The following is a 17237-nucleotide window of genomic DNA, read 5'->3' as shown; positions in this document are numbered from 1 at the left end:
TAGGTCGCTCGACCGCATCTTCGAGTCACCACCTGGTTCCCAATGCCGCTCCGCCTGTTTCTGACCTCCGGCGATCTCATGGCCGACCGCCGTTTCGAGTTCGCACGCGACCTCCAGCTCAAGGGCGATCTGCCCGCCGCCGCCGATCTGATCGAGCAGGCGATCGAGCTCGCGCCAAACTTCACCTCCGCCTGGTTCACGCTCGGCGAGATCCGCCAGCAGCTCGGCGAGCGCGACAAGGCGATCGCGGCGTTTCGCAAAGCGCGCGAGTCCGATCCGGAGGACCAGCACGGCGCCGGCCTGCATCTGATGCGGCTTGGCGATACCGAGATGGCGGAGATGCCCAAGGCTTACGTGCAGGCGCTGTTCGACCAATACGCGCCGCGCTTCGAGCACGCGCTGATCAACGATCTCGGCTATCGCGCGCCGTCGCTGATCTTCAAGGCGGTGCTGGCCGCGCGCGTCGCTGCGAAGAAGCCGGCCTACTTCAAACGCACCATCGATCTCGGCTGCGGCACCGGCCTCGCGGCGGCGGCCTTCGCAAAGCAGGTCGATCATTTCACCGGCATCGATCTGTCGCCCGGCATGATCAAGGAAGCGCGTGCTACCGGGCTCTACGCCGAGCTCGAGGTCGCCGACATGATCGAAGGCCTGCGCGGCAAGGCGGACGGATACGCGAACCTCGTCGTCGCCGCTGACGCCTTCGTCTATCTCTCCGATCTCGCGCCGGTGCTCACGGAAGCGAAGCGCGTGCTTGCGACCGGCGGCGTGCTTGCCTTCACGCTGGAGACGCATGACGGCGATGGCACCGTTCTCGGCGAAGGCCTGCGCTATGCCCATTCGGCGGAATATGCGCGCGGTGCGATCGCGAAGGCCGGCCTCAAGCTTCTCACACTGGAGCCGTGCTCGCCGCGCAACGAGAACAACGAGCCGGTGCGCGGTCTCGTTGTCGTGGCCGAGAAAACTTGAGTCTAGGCGCTAAATACCCTGCAATTTGAGCGTCATTGCGTCGCAAAGCGACGACTTCCTACTTGCGAGCCGTGCGGATGCCAGCACAATGCGCGCACCAGGGAGAGAAACAACAATGACAAAGAATCCATCGCGGCGCGATGTCAGCGCCGCCGCGCTCGCCACCATCGCCGCATCCGTTCTGCCCGCGCCGTACGTTTGGGCCGCTGAGAAGAAATACGATTCAGGCGCCAGCGACACCGAGATCAAGATCGGGCAGACCGTGCCGCATTCCGGTCCCGGCTCGCTCTACGGCGTGCTCGGGCGCATTGGCGAAGCCTATTTCCAGATGCTGAACGAGAAGGGCGGCATCAACGGACGCAAGATCAAGTTCCTGACCATGGACGACGCCTACAGCGCGCCGAAATGCGTCGAGGCGACGCGTCGCCTCGTCGAGCAGGAGGAGGTGCTGGCGCTCTACGGCTCGCTCGGCACCGCGCCGCAGACGGCCGTGCACAAATACCTGAACTCCAAGGGCGTGCCGCAACTGCTGCTCAACACGGGCGCGTCGAAGTGGAATAACCCGAAAGAGTTCAAATGGACGATGGCGGGCCTGCCGCTCTATCCGACCGAGGCACGCATCCTGGCGCGGCACGTCGTCGCCACGAAACCGAACGCCAAGGTCGGCATCCTCTACCAGAACGACGATTTCGGCCGCGACTTCTTAGGGCCCTTCAAGAAGGTGCTGGCCGATGCCGGCGGCACCGCGCAGGTGATCATGGAGCAGACCTACGATCTCACCGATCCCACGGTCGATTCCCAGCTCATCAATCTCTCGAAATCGGGCGCGGATGTTTTCTACAACATCACCACCGGCAAGGCGACGTCGCAGTCGATCCGTAAAGTGGCCGAGCTCGGCTGGAAGCCGCTGCAGCTGTTGTCGGCGGGCTCGACCGGCCGCTCGATCCTCAACGCCGCTGGCCTCGAGAACGCCGCGGGCATCGTCGCCATCCGCTACAACAAGGAGGTCGGCCTGCCGAAATGGGAGAAGGACCCCGACGTGATGGCGTTCGAGGCACTGCGCAAGCAGTACACGCCGGCGATCGATCAGGACAACACCATCGCCTTTGCCGGCTACGGCCAGGCCGTGACCATGGGCGAGATCCTGCGCCGCTGCGGCGACGAGCTCACCCGCGCCAACGTGCTGAAGCAGGCCTCCACGCTGAAGGGCTTCCACTCGCCCTATTTCCTCGACGGCGTCACCTACGACTACACGCCCGACGACTACACGCCGATGAAGACGCTGTTCATCTCGATCTTCAGCGGCAAGGATTGGGATATCTCGGACAAGCCGATGTCGGAGTAGGGACCTCCCCACCCCTCGACGAACCCGCCGGCACGGCTTACCTCTTACGCCGTGCCGCCCCGCATCCTCAAAATACCGGCCGAGCCGGCCGCATTGCTGCCCGAGCGCTTCCAGGCGTGGTTTGCGGCCCGCGGCTGGGCGCCGCGCGAGCATCAGTTCGCGCTGCTGGAGAAGGCGCGCGAGGACGCTAGCGCGCTTCTGATCGCGCCGACCGGCGCCGGCAAGACGCTGGCGGGATTCTTGCCGACGCTGGTGGAGCTGAGCTCTGCGCCGACCTCTCCCGCGAAATCCGTCGTCTCCACCGGCCGCGCCGTGCAACGCAGCACCGGCCTGCACACGCTCTACATCTCGCCGCTGAAAGCGCTCGCCGTCGACATCGCGCGCAATCTGGAGCGGCCGGTCGCCGAGATGGGCCTACCGATCAAGATCGAGACCCGCACCGGCGACACGCCGGTGTCGCGGCGCCAACGGCAGCGGCGCTATCCGCCCGATATTCTGCTGACGACGCCGGAGCAGCTCGCATTGCTGCTGTCCTCCGACGACGCGCCGTTTTTGTTTTCCTCCCTGAAACGAATCGTGCTGGACGAGCTGCACGCGCTGGTGACCTCCAAGCGCGGCGATCTGCTCTCGCTGGGCCTGGCGCGGTTGTGGCGGCTGGCGCCGCAGATGCGCGCGATCGGCCTCTCGGCGACCGTGGCCGAGCCGGAAGCGCTGGTCCGCTTCCTGGTGCCGCAGCCGAAAGACAAAGCCTGCTCCGCCGACATCGTCATCGCCGGCGGCGCGGCGCCGCCGCAGGTCGAGATGCTCGACACAAGCGAGCGGCTGCCCTGGGCCGGTCACAGCGCGCGCCACGCGCTTCCCGAAATCTACCAGCTGATCAAGGCGAACAAGACCACGCTGGTTTTCGTCAACACCCGCAGCCAGGCCGAGATGCTGTTCCAGAATCTCTGGAGCATGAACGACGACAATCTGGCCATCGCGCTGCATCACGGCTCGCTCGACGTCGCCCAGCGCCGCAAGGTCGAGGACGCCATGTCGGCAGGCAAATTGCGCGGCGTGGTCTGCACCTCCTCGCTCGATCTCGGCGTCGACTGGGGCGACGTCGATCTCGTCGTCAATATCGGCGCGCCCAAGGGAGCGTCGCGCCTGATGCAGCGCATCGGCCGCGCCAACCATCGCCTCGACGAAGCCTCGCGCGCGGTGCTGGTGCCGGCCAATCGCTTCGAGGTGCTGGAGTGCCGCGTCGCCATCGACGCCATCGCCGAGAACGCGCAGGACACGCCGCCGCTCCGCACCGGCGCGCTCGACGTACTGGCCCAGCACGTGCTCGGCTGCGCCTGCGGCGAGCCGTTTTTCTCCGAGCAGCTTTACGACGAGGTGCGCACCGCGGCGCCTTACGCCGATCTCACGCGACAGGATTTCGACGACGTCGTCGACTTCGTCGCCTCCGGCGGCTACGCGCTAAAAACTTATGAGCGCTTCGCCCGCATCAAGCAGGACAAGCAGGGCCGCTGGCGCGTGGCCAACCCAAAGGTGCGGCAGAGCTACCGGATGAATGTCGGCACCATTGTCGAGGACGACATGCTGAAGGTGCGGCTGGTGCGCTCGCGCGGCGGCGGGCAAGGAAAAACAGGCGGCGCGACCGGCGTGATCGCGCGCGGCGGCCGATTGCTCGGCGAGATCGAGGAGGCCTTCATCGAGGGCCTGAGCCCCGGCGACACTTTTGTGTTCAGCGGCGAAGTCGTGCGCTACGAAACCCTGGTCGAGGACCAGGTCTATGTCTCGCGTGCGCATGACAAGGATCCGAAGGTGCCCTCCTATATGGGCGGCAAGTTTCCGCTCTCGACTTACCTCGCCGAGCGCGTTCGGCGTCTGCTCGATGACGGGCGCGCGTGGCAAGGCCTGCCGGAGCAGGTGCGTGACTGGCTGTCGCTGCAGAAGGACGTGTCGCGCGTGCCCGCGGTGCGCGAGTTGCTGGTCGAGAGCTTTCCGCGCGCCAACAAGCATTACATCGTCTGCTATCCCTTCGAAGGCCGGCTGGCGCACCAGACGCTGGGCATGCTGCTGACGCGCCGGCTGGAACGCGCGCGGGCGCGGCCGCTCGGCTTCGTCGCCAACGAATATGCGGTGGCGATCTGGGCGCTCGGCGACATGTCCTTCATGATCCGCAACGGCAGGCTCGATCTCAACGCGCTATTCGATCCCGATATGCTCGGCGACGACCTCGAGGCCTGGCTCGCCGAATCCGCCCTGATGAAGCGCACGTTCCGAAATTGCGCGATCATCTCCGGCCTGATCGCGCGCCGCCACACCGGCGAGGAGAAGAGCCGCCGCCAGGTGCTGTTCTCGACCGATCTCGTCTACGACGTGCTGCGCAAGCACCAGGCCGATCACGTACTGCTGCGCGCCGCGCGCGCGGATGCCGCCACCGGCCTGCTCGACCTGCGCCGTCTCGGCGACATGCTCGCCCGTATCCAGGGCCGCATCACCCACCGGGAACTCGACCACGTCTCCCCGCTCGCCGTCCCCGTGATGCTGGAAATCGGCCGCGAGTCAGTCTATGGCGAAGCTGGCGACGAGCTGTTGGCGGAAGCTGCCGACGAGCTGGTCAAAGAGGCGATGGGATAGAAGCAGGTTTTGACGTGACGTTGGGCGCGCTGGTTTCAGAGGATGTCGAGGACATGCGCGTTTCCAGGGTCACCATCAGTGATGTGACTTTTGCGGCCGACCTCTCCGGCGCGCTGTTCTGGGAAGAGCAGCGCCTGCTCGTCGTCTCCGACCTGCATCTTGAAAAAGGTTCCAGCTTCGCCACCCGCGGCGTGCTGCTGCCGCCCTATGATACGCTGGCGACGCTGAGCCGGCTCGCTGCTGTCATCTCCCGCCATGATCCAAAGATCGTCATCGCGCTCGGCGACAGCTTTCACGATCGCGCCGCGCACGAGCGCCTCTCCGCGGATGACCGCGACGCCGTCGCCGCGCTCCAAAGTGGCCGCGACTGGATCTGGATCTCCGGCAATCACGATCCCATGCTGCCGCGCGATCTCGGCGGCACTGTCGCCGATGAAGTCGCGATCGGCCCGATCACGTTCCGCCACGAGCCGACCGGCGCGCATGGCGAGATCGCCGGCCATCTGCATCCCAAGGCCCGCGTCTCCACGCGCGGCCGTTCGATGGAGCGGCGGTGTTTCGCCAGCGACGGCATGCGCGCCGTAATGCCGGCCTTCGGCGCGTATGCCGGCGGCTTAAGCATCCGCGACGCGGCCTTCGCAAAGATCTTCCCGAAGACCAGTTTTGTCGCGCACTTGCTCGGCGACCGCCGCGTCCACGCGATCGCGGCATCGCGCTGTTATTGAGGGGCGATCGCTCTATTTGGGCTCAACACTTTCTCCACACGCACAACTGCGCTCCCTCCCCCCTTGCGGGTGTTCAGACCGGGGAGAAGGTGGACAGGTGTTCGGAGACATCGTGGACACTTTCGAGCCGTCCGTCGAGAGGTCGGATGTCGGCGGTTGCAATCGTCTGGGTTCTGAAGAGGACGTCGAAGACGCCATCCTCCATGGTTGGCCGGAATGCGATGTCTTTGCCGCGGAAGGCCTTCGGGACTTTGAGATTGCGACCGCGGAAGCTGACGTGACCGCTCTGCTGAACCCGGCGCACAGCGTCGTTTGGTGCGTATTCGAAGGGCGCGATCGTCTCGACATAATCGCGCGGGCTCGGTTGATAGCGGCTGGCCGGCGCTGCGAGCTGGAGCGCTTCGTGCGGCCGTTGCGTGTTGTAGACGGTACGCCATCGCTCGAAAGCCCGCTGAGCGGCAGCGATGTCGGCGAAGGCAGGAGCCGACAACACTTCGGCCTTGAGGCTGCGGTGGAAGCGCTCGTCCTTGCCCATGGTCTGCGGATGATAGGGCCGGGAATGGCTGATCTTGACGCCATGCTCGATCAACCAGACGCCAAGCGGGGTAAACGGGCTGCCCGGACCGTCGCCCCAGGGCGAACCGTTGTCGGTGATCATCCTCTCGGGCAGGCCATAGCGGCGGAAGGCCGCGATGAGGTGCTGCCTGACCGTCTCGGTCTGCTGGTCGGCGCACGCCGCCAGTGTCACCGAAAAGCGCGAATGATCGTCGAGCACGGTCAATGGATGAAGCCGGCCGGTGTGCATGGCCACGTGGCCCTTGAAGTCCATCTGCCACAACTCGTTCGACCGCGACCGCTCGAAGCGAGTGAAGGTGGGCGAGCCGCCACCAAACTTGCCCAGTTCCACCCCATGACGCTTCAGGATTGCCGTCACCGTCGAGGGCGACGGAACGGCTTCCTGCCCCAGATCCTTCAGCCGCCTGGCGATCTTCCGCCCGCCCCAGGCCGGATGCTCGGCTCGAAGCGCAAGCACGGCCTCCTCGATCGCCGCAGCACTGCGTGCCGGCGACGTCTGTGGCCGCCGCGACTGCTCTTGAAGCCCGCTCATCCCGGCCGCTCGCCAACGCTCCAGCCACTTGTAGCCGGTCGTCGGGCTGATGCCGAACCGACGGCACAACTGCCGAACATTGGCTCCCTCGTCCGAGGCCAGCACGACAAACTCCGATCTCGCGTCCATCCGGGACACCTCGTGGAACGGCATCCGACAGCCTCCTTACTGAGCTGTCGAAAGTGTCCACGATGTCTCCGAACACCTGTCCACCTTCTCCCCGGTCTGAACACCCGCAAGGGGAGGGTAAGCGAACAGCTCTCTCCTAAAACACCACACCCACCCGCGTGCCGCGCTTCCATGCGATGCGGCAGCGCTTCTTGGTGTTGACGTGCAGCAGCTCGAACCGATCGGGAATCTTCACCTGCCCGCCGAGATCGATGCAGGCGCCGCCCGGCGAATAGTCCACCAGCGTACAGACGATGATGGGCGCGCGCGGGTCGGTGATGATCTTGGCCTGGCGGGACACCAGGCCCGACGGCTTCACACGGGCATGTCGGCGCGGATGCATTGGCACTCTCCTCCAATACCGCGGACAGCGCGGTGGCAGGTTCCGAGTGTGGAGGAGCAGTTGATGCGATGAAGCTAAGGCGGGGCGGAGAATTTTAATGAAAAGTAGCGGCGATTGAGGAAAGTGGCGGTAGCGGGGTGCCTACCCTCCCCTGGAGGGGTCCGAGACGAGCGCAGCTCGCTCGAGGGTCGGCACGTAATCGAGCGAAGCGAGATTGCGTGACGGGGTGGGGTGATCTCTCCACTCGGGCACTGTTCGTCGCGGAGAGACCGTCACCCCACCCCGTCTCCCATTTCGCTGCGCTCAATGTGAGCCGACCCTCCCCCTCCAGGGGAGGGTAAGAGGAGCTCACCCCGTCACGATCTCCCCCGCCTCCGCCTCAAGACCGCCCCCCGGCGCCACCGGCATCGGCACCGTCACGAAATCCTTCGGCAAATTCACCGGCCGATAATCCGGCTCGACCGCCATCCGCTTCAACACGCTCTCATGCACATGCGCGCCTTCGGGAATGACGCGCGGCTCGCAATCCGGGATGTAGAAGCCGAAAAACACCTTCCGCTCCGGCCATTCCTTGTACTTCGCGCTCTTCGGCAAGAACTCCAGCACGCGCCAGGCCGCGCTCATTGAATTGTGCAGCATGCCCGCCTTGCCGGTGTAGGCAGGCCCGACATAGCTGAACGGCGAGTTCTTGCGCTGGATACCCCAGGCGAGCTGGTTCACGGTGCGCGGGTTGAAGTTCAGCCCGGCCTTCGCCGCCTCCTCGATCATCCAGATCAGCGGATATTTGGACTCCGCACTTTCGGCCTCCGGATAGCCGCCGCCGACGTCGCAATGCACGCCGGCGAACCACACCTGCAGAATGTCCTGCGGCTCCTTCTTCTCGTCGGGGACGTAGCGGTTGCTCCAGTATTCCTGCGGCTCCTCGTACGCTTTCAGGCGGAACATGCAGCGCCGCTCGTCGATGGCGATCGCCTGGCGGAAGATGTTGACGCTCGGGTTGCGCAGCGTGAAGGCGAGCTCCTCCAGGCTGAACACGAGGAAGAACACGTCGCGCCGCGGCACGATCACGCTCGCCACCGTGTCCCACACGCCGATGAAATGGATGGTCGGCCAGCGCGTCGAGGTGATGCGCGCGAACTGGGCGGCGAGGTCGAATGCGTCCTTCGGCAGCGGGCCCTCGTCGTCGACCGCGATGTTCTTGAGGTCCTCGATGTCGTTGCCGTGCCCGGTCCCGGAATATTGCTTGTAGGCGACGAGGCCACTTCCTGCGAGGTTCGCCTGCTCCGGCGAGATCAGCCCGACCTTGTGGATCAGCCCCGCCAGCACCCGAACCGTGTAGGCGCCGCGCGAAAAACCGAACAGATAGATGCGGTCGCCCGGCGCATAGTGCTCGACCAAGAAGCAATAGGCATTGAGCACGTTGTCATCGAGCCCGTAGCCGGTGGCGAGCCCCAGCACCAGCTTGATGTTGGCCTTCCACCTGTTCCAGGTCGACGGCTCCGTCACCGTGCCGACCCCGGGATCGTAAAACACCATCTGCCGCGGATGCGTCCTGTCGGTCTTGCGCAGGCAGCGATAGAGCTTCAGGACGTTGGAGATGTTCTCCGAGATCTCGTTGCCGGTGCCGTCACAGCAGATGACGAGGTTTTTGGGTGCGGTTTCGTGCGCGTGGTCCACGGGATGCGCCTCCGGGTGATGCTACCGGGGCGAGCATAGCGGAAAAGCGCGACGGCGAGGAGACGAGGGTCTCTTACCCTCCCCTGGAGGGGGAGGGTCGATCGCGCGCAGCGCGAGCGGGGTGGGGTGATCTCTCCACACGGGCACTGTTGGATGAGGAGGGACCGTCACCCCACCCCGTCTCACATTTCGCGACGCTCAATGTGAGCCGACCCTCCCCCTCCAGGGGAGGGTAAGAGTCGCACGCGGCTTGCTCCACCGCTCGCCTACTTCTTCTTCCCCTGGCCGATCTCCGGCTGCCACGCCGCGTCCTTGCGGCTTGGTGCCGCGGCGATCGCCTTGATCTTGTCCTTCTTCGGCTTCTTGACTTCGCGATTGCTGCGTTGCTGTCCCTTGGGCATGACGTCCGTCTCCTCCGGGGTTCGAACTCGCAAGATTGGCGCTGCCGTATGCGCGAGCCGCGACCAGATAAGGCACGCAATGTGTGCCGCGCACACGAGACGCGGAAAATGCAGCGCGATATGGACCAGCGGCCATTGCGTGAGTGGCGCTGACGCGATCGAGCCTACGCCTGCAGCCTACCGTTAGCGAGGATTAAAGCGTCGCGTGCGGCGGCGATGGTGCGCGCATGGAAAACAGCGGTCGTCCTCGCCAACGCCAGGACCCATAACCACCGCGGCGCGTTGGTGTGGAGGCTTGTGCCACAGCGAACCTCGACGAAGTCGACCGGGGTAATGGGTCCTGGCGCCTGTGCGCAATTGCGCACCAAGGCCAGGACGACGTCGAGCGGTCATCGCGCCGCGAAGCACCTTGCGTAACAGGAGTAAGCCATGCCCCTCACCAGCGGCCGTTTCATCGGCCACGAACAGGACCGCGGCATCGTCCAGTTCTCGATGCAGGACGGCGCGAAGGAAGTCCCCTGCGCGATCTCGACCTCCGCCATGGATACCCTCGAACGCGGCCCGCAGACCCGCGCCGAGCAACGCGAAGCCCAATTCACCCGCCTCCGCGACCGCATCGAAGCGCGCGCGGCGAGCAAGTACCGCGCGACGGAGTTCGAGGGCACGCCGCCGGGGATCGTGCTGCGGAGCATTGATTTTCGGGGGTAGGGAGCGGGCTACCTTGTCGAAGGTGACCCTGTCGAAAGTGACCTGGCACGCCGGCATGATGCCCCGTGGCAGCGTCGGTTGTTGACATTAACCAACTGTTAACCATGCGGTCGCCTAATGTTGGCAATGGGGGGATTCACCATGCCGGCCCAGGTGACGCGACCGAAGTTGACGCGACTGAAGTTGATGCCTGTTTCGGCCGATCCGGCCATCCGGTCGGTGGCGAGGCTGGCGGTACGCGCCAGGGCCGTCCTACAAGGCAAAACACCTGTCCTACGGAGCAAAGCCATGTTCGGAAAGGACGACTTAGTCGACCATCTCAGCCGCGATCTCGATCGCGCGCGCGGAAGACGCGATGCACTCGCATCCGAAGCCACGACCCTGACGGCCCAGATCGCCGAAATCGAAGCCCGCCTTTCCGAGGAGAAGAAAAAGCGGGAGCGCGAGCGCGTCCTGGGCGAGATCGAAGCGATCAAGACGCGAATCATGCAAGCCGCCGGCGCGTTTGCACCTGTCGTCGACGGTCTTTCCAAGGCGATCGAGCAGGCGACCGCGGTCGTGCCCGAGGCGCGCGAGCTCAATAGTTTCCTGGTGTCGGTGGCAAGCGAGATCGACAGCGTGCTCGATCCCCTGTTGCGCGAACTGGATCAGCGCGCGGATGCGGTGCGAGCGGGACAGGCCGTGCCGGACCTGCCGAGTTCGGCCAGTGAAGCGCCGCCCGTCGAGCTGCCAAAAGACACCAACGAGCGCCTGCTTCGCTTCCCGGCGTGGCTGTCCCGTGACAAGGAGGCGGACAAGACGGAAACCGCCGAGAGCCCGCGCAGCACGGCAGCGTGAAGCATCGGCGCGCTGGCTTCGTTGCGGCGCATCCTTCGAGACGCCCGCCTTCGGCGGGCTCCTCAGGATGAGGACGGAGTGCGCGACAGCACTTCGACAGGTGACGATGCCGCTCAGCCTCATCCTGAGGAGACCGCAAAGCGGTCGTCTCGAAGGACGAGGCGCGCGCTCAGGCCGTCCATATTGCCATATGCGGGAGCCGTCCCGCGCAAGCGGGAGAGGGAGCGCACCTTCTTCACGGCAAACCAGCCTCGCCTGATCTCATCGCGCTCTGGAGCCGCTTAGCGGCAGTCCATGTCCGGCATTGGAGCCGGGTAATCCCTCCTCCAGCCGCCGCTCAGTTGGCGGCGCGGCGCAGGAAGGCCGGGATATCGAGAACGGCCTCGTCGGGCGCGTTGCGCGCGGGGACGCGACTGGCGGGATGGAGCGGCGCAATCGCCGCGTGGCGCGCATAGTCCAGGCCGGGCCTTGCTGGTGGTCCCACGGGATGATGCGGCTGCGGGCGGAGCGGCGGGCTTTCTCCCTGCGGAAGGGGTGCGCTGCGCTCGATGCGATCGGCGATGCGCCGGCCGTCATTGCGCAGCCTTCCGGCGAGTTGGGCGAGGGCGGTTTCCACCGGCAGCGCCTGCTCCGCGTCGAGATTGTCTATGCCGGTCGCCACCACGGAGACGCGGACGATGCCTTCGAGGCTATCGTCAAAGGACGCGCCGACTATGATGTTGGCATCCGGATCGGCCTCGTCGCGAATCCGGGTCGCGGCTTCGTCGACCTCGTACAGCATGAGATCCTTGCCGCCGGTGATGGAGATGATGAGGCCGCTGGCGCGCTTGATCGAGGGATTCTCGATCAACGGATTGGAGATCGCGGCCACGGCGGCGGCAAGCACGCGCTTCTCGCCCGAAGCCTCGCCCCGTCCCATCATGGCCTTGCCCTTCTCCTTCATGACGGAGAGGACGTCGGCAAAATCGAGATTGATCAGGCCTTCCTTGACGATGAGGTCGCTGATGCAGGCGACGCCCGAATAGAGCACCTGGTCGGCAAGGGCGAAGGCATCGGCGAATGTGGTCTTCTCGCTGGCCACCCGGAACAGGTTCTGGTTCGGGATGATCAGGAGGGTGTCGACCGCCTTCAGCAGCTCCTCGATGCCGGCTTCGGCGAAGCGCATGCGGCGCTGGCCCTCGAAGTAGAACGGCTTGGTGACCACGCCGATGGTGAGAATGCCGAGCTCGCGCGCGATCCTCGCGACGATGGGTGCGGCCCCGGTGCCGGTGCCGCCGCCCATGCCGGCCGTCACGAACACCATGTGCGCGCCGGTCAATTCATCGCGGATCGTATCGATCACCTCTTCGGCCGCGGCGCGTCCCAGTTCCGGCTGCGAGCCGGCGCCGAGGCCCGCGGTCACCTTCGTGCCGAGCTGGATGAGGCGGCTTGCCTTCGACATGGCCAGCGCCTGCGCGTCGGTATTGGCGACGACGAACTCGACACCCTGCAGCCCGGCCGTGATCATGTTGTTCACGGCATTGCCGCCGGCGCCGCCGACGCCGAACACGACGATGCGGGCCTTCATTTCATGAATATCGGTGGTGCCAGTCATTCTTCCCTCGCGATTGCTCCGGCAAGCCGGGGCTTAAAGAAAGTTCGAGTGCTACCTGCGGGCCGCGCGGTCTGCCTGCACGATCGAAGCGGCCAGATGTCCCAAGCGAAGCGCGGCGCGTCCCGCGAACGAGCCGCCGGGGCGGCCTTCGGTCCGCAGTGCCGCCATTTCGTCTTCCAGTCGTGTTGCCCACGCATTGGCTGCCTTCGTCTCGGCGCCCGCCTGCTGCAGCTCGACCGCGAGGCGCTCGGCGCGCTCACGCTCGCGCTCGAACACCACCCTGTAGGCGGTTGCGACGTCTTCGAGCCGCGCAATCTCCGCCTTGAAAGCCTCGGTCTCAGAAGCGTTTCCCAGCGAAGTGGATACCGGTTCGCGCAAGGAAAACGCGTCAGAATAAGAATTTAGAACCCCGTTCCGACTCCGTCGGAACGGAAATGGCTCTAACGCTTCGATCCTCGCCATGGAGACGTCGACGGAGTCTGCCCGTCGGCCCATTCGCGGGCGGGGCGTGTACCGCAGCTCGGAGAAATCAACCCTCACCAGCGCCTTGCCGTCATCCGAACGCGAGCGCGGCAGGCCGCGACGTCGCGCCAGCGACCGCGCGGCCTCGCGCGAGATATTGAGGCGGGCACCCAGATCGGCATACGTCAACAACGCAACAGACATCGGCGCTTCTCCTGGAGCAAACCGGGAAGGCATTTCGGGTTAATGATGGCTGGACGATTGCAGCAGGCTAGGCTGCGTTGGTTAATGCATGGTTAACGCGCGCGCGATGCTGTTTACCGGTGCCGTCACCGTGCCGCCCCCGGGGGATCGGAAGGCCGACCCTGGGATCGCAGTGCCGCCGCGGGGATCGGAGAGCGCCATCTGTCGCGGCTGCGTCCTGGCGGTCTTGCGCAGGCAGCGAGAGCATCAGGACGTTGGAGATGTTCTCCGAGATCTCGTTGCCGGTGGCGTCACAGCAGATGACGAGGTTTTTGGGTGCGCGTGGTCAACGGGATGCGCCTCCAGGTGATGCTACCGGGGCGAGTATAGCGGAACCTCTGACGTTTATGGGAGGTGCGGTCCCGCTCGGAGGTGTCGTGTTCTTCGAGGGGGAGTCCGAACTTGGATCACAACTATCGAACGACGCGTCCCTGGTTTTCATTAGCTGCAGCACCGCGATGTAATCAAATCTCTGAAGTGGTCGGCCCTGCTTTCCCGTTGTAGAGGCCCAAAGCGCTATTGGAGATAGAGAAGTCGATTTGGAGCGAAGCTCGGAGAGTAAGCCGCGCGCTCTTACGAGGCCGCGCGGCTCACAATTTACCGACCTTGCTAAAGGCGCAACTACCTGGCGCAATGCCTCTACTTCTCACAACACTTTGACTACCGATCTATACTCTCAAGCTGTTCACGCGCTTTTCGCTTGATCCAACCAACTACGGTTTTGCGAGCGGGCGAGGAGGGTACAGCTTGGCCATGCATCCACTTACTGATGGCCCCTTTGCTGATCTTTTCATCTTCAGCCAAGGCTGTCGCAGAAAGTCCATAGCGAGTGAGGCTCAACTCAAGCATCGACGCGAAGTTAGACGGATCGTCAAATCGCCCGGCCGTATCGGCGCGTTCGAGCGCGCCAATAAAGCCTGCGAGTCCATCGCGATAAGCCTTTGCAAGCTCGTCAGCTTTTGCTCTGGCCATGAATCTACCTCCTGCAAAAAAGGGCGCTATCCTTGGCGCCATAAGGACGAACACTCTCATTCCCCACTTCGAGAGAACGTCCGGTAGGAGCTATTTAGTAAACAAAATTTCCTTTGTCAACAATATTTTGATGCGAAACATTGGGTAATATGGCAATTTTCGTGCGAAGGTAAACGACTTGAATTATGTAAATTCCGTGCTACATGTGCGGGTACGTCTATGGAGGCTTGTGCGCAATGTGCGACATCGACCACCGCGTGAAATTATCCGAAGTTGCGGCTCAGCATTTCAGCAGCCTGAATGCTCACGAGAGACAACTCGCACTTCGAACCCTTACCTACCTTGCAGATGCCCATGAGCAGGGCGTTCCTCATACAAAGTACCTCACTGAGATATCTTGGGCCGAGTCGAACATTTTCCATCAGTGGGGAGTGAGGATAATTTACGGAATCGGAGCGCTCGCGCTCGAAATTGATTGGATTGATTTTGATCCTCCCCCAAGGGGAGGCGGCAAGTCAGGGCGAAGGCCGACCGTTGCCGATGCTTATGAGTTTGAAGTTCTTCCTATTGTCCTTTGGAGGGATTTCACTTGTGAGTTAGACGCCGCCTATGCACCAATTTTCCGTCAGGACGTTGTCATGTACACCTACAATGAAGAAGTTCATGAGCTTGGTGCTTTGTTCCGTCTTCTATTGCCCTCGCGGCCATGGATCACTTTAGGTGAGATCGGTTTACGTCAGTTCGCTTTCACCTACGCAATAGAAGCATCGCCAGTTGCACCAACAATCGTGCCCCATCGTGAGCCCGATCTAAATGATGATGCTTTGCGATCAACGGCAGCCGTCATCTCAATCCCGGCCGCTCGTCCATTTGATAAGAGCGGCAACGCTAAGCTCATCGACTACGGCATCGGTGCGCTTTGCGAGGCGGACGGCAAGAGCAAAAACGCGGTATCTCGGCCCTGCCCAGGTTGGTCTCAATCGTTCACGGCTCCAAGGCCGCAGGCGGCTGTCAATTTTGCGGCAACCGTTGGCTTGGACGTCGATGTTCCGACGAGATACGAGGTCGAACCTGACAGGTGTAGCGAGATGTTTTTGTCGCCACGATTTAAAACGTCGGATTGCTTTCGCCTTGACGGTCAGGAGGGATGGGACGAAGGGCTGTGTCCTTCAGCGTTCCACGTGCTCTTCGGCGATCGGGGGGCAAGAATGAGCGCTTGCATGCAATAATTTTTCAATAAAGAACTGGGCAGCTCTTTCGAGCTGCCCAGCCTGTCGTGCCAGTTAGAGCCAGCCGCAATGATGGCAGGCCAGCGCTACATACCCTGCTGCGAGCAGGACATAGATTACGGTTTCCATTCGTCTTTCCTTTAGGGGGCGGGTGCAGTCTACGCGTCGAATTCAACGATGTTTATTTAGGAAAAATTGTTTCCTTCGTCAATATGATTTCCTCCTCTGCGGATCACGGTTCCGTGAGGCTGGCGCAATACGTGCAACGTTCATGGGACAGAGGTCGCCGAGTGCGGCTGACGAAACTTGAGAGCGGATTGACCGGTGCCCGGGCCACGATGAGCAGTGCACCAATGACGCGTGAGTTGGCTGAACAGGCTAGGGGGCACGAGGTCGACCTAGGCATTTCTAATCAATGACGGACCGAGAAGCGGAAGCGTCTATTGTGATCCACAGGGCGAAGTTGGCCGGTTAAGGCTTACGGCCCACTGAGGGACGAGCGCCATATGAGGCAGCAAATTTCCAACTGGTCGGACTTGGCGCAAGACCTGCAAAATTCACTCTCGATTTCCTTAATGGTTTGGACGTACCCGTTACCGAGAGGGGCTACAGCGATGAAAAGTTTCTTGCTTTGACTTTGCTCGCCCGCACCTATTTCAAACGCGAAGAGTGCGTTGATCCTTTTGGATGCGAAACGGTGTGGACGTTGATCCAGTGCCGCGCAATGCGGAGTTGATCGAAACGTTCGAATATCTTTGCATGGCTACTGTTGGCGTTGTGGTCGGTGTGAATCAGATTATTGGCGGGACGCATGATGCAAACCGGATAAGCGTGCTCGTCGGGCGCTTCATCCAATTGCCCAATCAAGCGGCGGCCGATTCATACAACGCTGCAAGCACACGACCGGACTGCCTAGAGGCAGCGTTTGGCGCTGTCGCGGCTGTGCTGTTAAAAATTGCGGACGTCTCCGAGAGCCGCGCGACTACCAAAAACAAAAACGGCCGGATCTTTCGATCCGGCCGCAACGCAAAACTCTACTCGGCTAAGCCTACGCCACGCGACGCAACCTAGCCCCCGCCCAATTCTGAAATTCGATTAGCTGGCCTTCTTGACCGGCGCGTCGCCGATCTTCTTCTGGATGGCGCGCTTCAGTTCGAGGGCGCGCGGCGACAGGGCGTCGGCCTTGGCCTTGAGCAGGAAGGCGTCGAGGCCGCCATTGTGGTCGACGCTCTTCACCGCGTTGGTGGAGACGCGCAGGCGCACGTTGCGCTCCAGGGCTTCGCTGATGAAGGTCACGTTGACCAGGTTCGGCAGAAAGCGGCGCTTGGTCTTGATGTTGGAGTGGCTGACCTTGTGGCCGACGAGGGGGCCCTTGGCCGTCAGTTCGCAGCGGCGAGACATCTCAAAATCCTCAGGTTCGAACCCCCAACGATTGCGGCCGCCATTCTGGGCGCCACGGGGGCTAATTCTGTGTCCTTGCAGGGAGCGGGCGGACGTATAGGGGGTGAGGGGCGGGACGTCAAGGTTTTGGGCGGTCTTTTCGCCTCTCCCCGCGTGCGGGGAGAGGCCGGAATGCGCGCGAATAGCGCGGATTCCGGGTGAGGGGGAGTCTCCGCGGGGGTGGGGCCGGTTGGGTGCACCGACTTTCACCTCCCCCGGGGAGAGCCCCCCTCATCCCGACCTTCTCCCCGCGCGCGGGGAGAAGGAGAAGAGCATCCCCCGATCACCAAAACGGCAGTGTTTAAAGCGCCTTACCATCACATAAAGGGCACATTCACCGCCGAAAGACTTCGGTGAGTTCCCGGCTCTTGTGGCCCGGATGCATTGC

16 protein-coding genes are annotated in these 17237 nt (G+C 63.2%); 8 read left to right on the top strand and 8 right to left on the bottom strand.

What is annotated here, in order from left to right; translation table 11 throughout:
- Positions 1-42 precede the first annotated feature (42 nt).
- The 4 genes from QA645_RS41810 to pdeM all read left to right on the top strand — a co-directional run bounded on the left by QA645_RS41810 (position 43) and on the right by pdeM (position 5667).
- Positions 43-969 (top strand): methyltransferase domain-containing protein, encoded by a 927-nt coding sequence (locus QA645_RS41810; protein ID WP_283046928.1) that lies wholly within the window; start codon positions 43-45, stop codon positions 967-969.
- 115 nt (positions 970-1084) lie between these two features.
- Entirely contained in the window at positions 1085-2314 is a 1230-nt protein-coding gene (locus tag QA645_RS41805; protein WP_283046926.1) for an ABC transporter substrate-binding protein, read from the top strand.
- 51 nt (positions 2315-2365) lie between these two features.
- Positions 2366-4942, top strand: coding sequence for a ligase-associated DNA damage response DEXH box helicase (locus QA645_RS41800; protein WP_283046924.1), 2577 nt, complete (start codon positions 2366-2368; stop codon positions 4940-4942).
- Between the two features lie 53 nt (positions 4943-4995).
- On the top strand, positions 4996-5667 hold the full coding sequence (gene pdeM / locus QA645_RS41795; RefSeq protein WP_283046922.1) for a ligase-associated DNA damage response endonuclease PdeM: 672 nt from the start codon (positions 4996-4998) through the stop codon (positions 5665-5667).
- A 73-nt stretch (positions 5668-5740) separates the two neighbouring features.
- Here pdeM and QA645_RS41790 read toward each other — a convergent pair whose 3' ends face one another.
- The 4 genes from QA645_RS41790 to QA645_RS41775 all read right to left on the bottom strand — a co-directional run bounded on the left by QA645_RS41790 (position 5741) and on the right by QA645_RS41775 (position 9364).
- Positions 5741-6928 (bottom strand): IS481 family transposase, encoded by a 1188-nt coding sequence (locus tag QA645_RS41790; RefSeq protein WP_283046920.1) that lies wholly within the window; start codon positions 6926-6928, stop codon positions 5741-5743.
- A gap of 112 nt (positions 6929-7040) precedes the next feature.
- Positions 7041-7286: a PilZ domain-containing protein gene (locus QA645_RS41785; protein WP_187437594.1), complete on the bottom strand. Its 246-nt coding sequence runs from the start codon at positions 7284-7286 to the stop codon at positions 7041-7043.
- Positions 7287-7634: 348 nt separating this feature from the next.
- Positions 7635-8963, bottom strand: a complete 1329-nt coding sequence (locus QA645_RS41780) for a DUF2235 domain-containing protein (RefSeq protein WP_283046918.1) — start codon at positions 8961-8963, stop codon at positions 7635-7637.
- A 266-nt stretch (positions 8964-9229) separates the two neighbouring features.
- Complete coding sequence (locus tag QA645_RS41775) at positions 9230-9364, bottom strand: hypothetical protein (protein ID WP_256560985.1); 135 nt, start codon at positions 9362-9364, stop codon at positions 9230-9232.
- 429 nt (positions 9365-9793) lie between these two features.
- On the opposite strand from QA645_RS41775, the gene QA645_RS41770 reads away from it, so the two are divergent.
- Both QA645_RS41770 and QA645_RS41765 read left to right on the top strand, forming a co-directional pair.
- Entirely contained in the window at positions 9794-10072 is a 279-nt protein-coding gene (locus QA645_RS41770) for a DUF1488 domain-containing protein (protein WP_283046915.1), read from the top strand.
- A 141-nt stretch (positions 10073-10213) separates the two neighbouring features.
- Complete coding sequence (locus tag QA645_RS41765; RefSeq protein ID WP_283046913.1) at positions 10214-10909, top strand: hypothetical protein; 696 nt, start codon at positions 10214-10216, stop codon at positions 10907-10909.
- Positions 10910-11246: 337 nt separating this feature from the next.
- Here the strand turns inward: QA645_RS41765 and ftsZ are convergent, their stop codons facing one another.
- The 3 genes from ftsZ to QA645_RS41750 all read right to left on the bottom strand — a co-directional run bounded on the left by ftsZ (position 11247) and on the right by QA645_RS41750 (position 14180).
- Positions 11247-12503, bottom strand: a complete 1257-nt coding sequence (gene ftsZ, locus QA645_RS41760; RefSeq protein ID WP_283046911.1) for a cell division protein FtsZ — start codon at positions 12501-12503, stop codon at positions 11247-11249.
- A gap of 51 nt (positions 12504-12554) precedes the next feature.
- Positions 12555-13169: a hypothetical protein gene (locus tag QA645_RS41755; RefSeq protein ID WP_283046909.1), complete on the bottom strand. Its 615-nt coding sequence runs from the start codon at positions 13167-13169 to the stop codon at positions 12555-12557.
- 699 nt (positions 13170-13868) lie between these two features.
- Complete coding sequence (locus QA645_RS41750; RefSeq protein WP_283046907.1) at positions 13869-14180, bottom strand: hypothetical protein; 312 nt, start codon at positions 14178-14180, stop codon at positions 13869-13871.
- A 236-nt stretch (positions 14181-14416) separates the two neighbouring features.
- On the opposite strand from QA645_RS41750, the gene QA645_RS41745 reads away from it, so the two are divergent.
- Positions 14417-15409, top strand: a complete 993-nt coding sequence (locus QA645_RS41745; RefSeq protein WP_283046906.1) for a hypothetical protein — start codon at positions 14417-14419, stop codon at positions 15407-15409.
- A gap of 699 nt (positions 15410-16108) precedes the next feature.
- Entirely contained in the window at positions 16109-16480 is a 372-nt protein-coding gene (locus tag QA645_RS41740; RefSeq protein ID WP_283046905.1) for a hypothetical protein, read from the top strand.
- 24 nt (positions 16481-16504) lie between these two features.
- Here QA645_RS41740 and rpmB read toward each other — a convergent pair whose 3' ends face one another.
- Positions 16505-16810 carry a 50S ribosomal protein L28 gene (rpmB, locus tag QA645_RS41735; RefSeq protein ID WP_254127871.1) on the bottom strand — a complete coding sequence of 102 codons (306 nt, stop codon included), beginning with the start codon at positions 16808-16810 and terminating at the stop codon, positions 16505-16507.
- Positions 16811-17237 lie beyond the last annotated feature (427 nt).

The organism is Bradyrhizobium sp. CIAT3101, from assembly GCF_029714945.1.
Taxonomy (GTDB): Bacteria; Pseudomonadota; Alphaproteobacteria; order Rhizobiales; family Xanthobacteraceae; genus Bradyrhizobium.
This window is presented reverse-complemented; position numbering and strand designations above follow the sequence as displayed.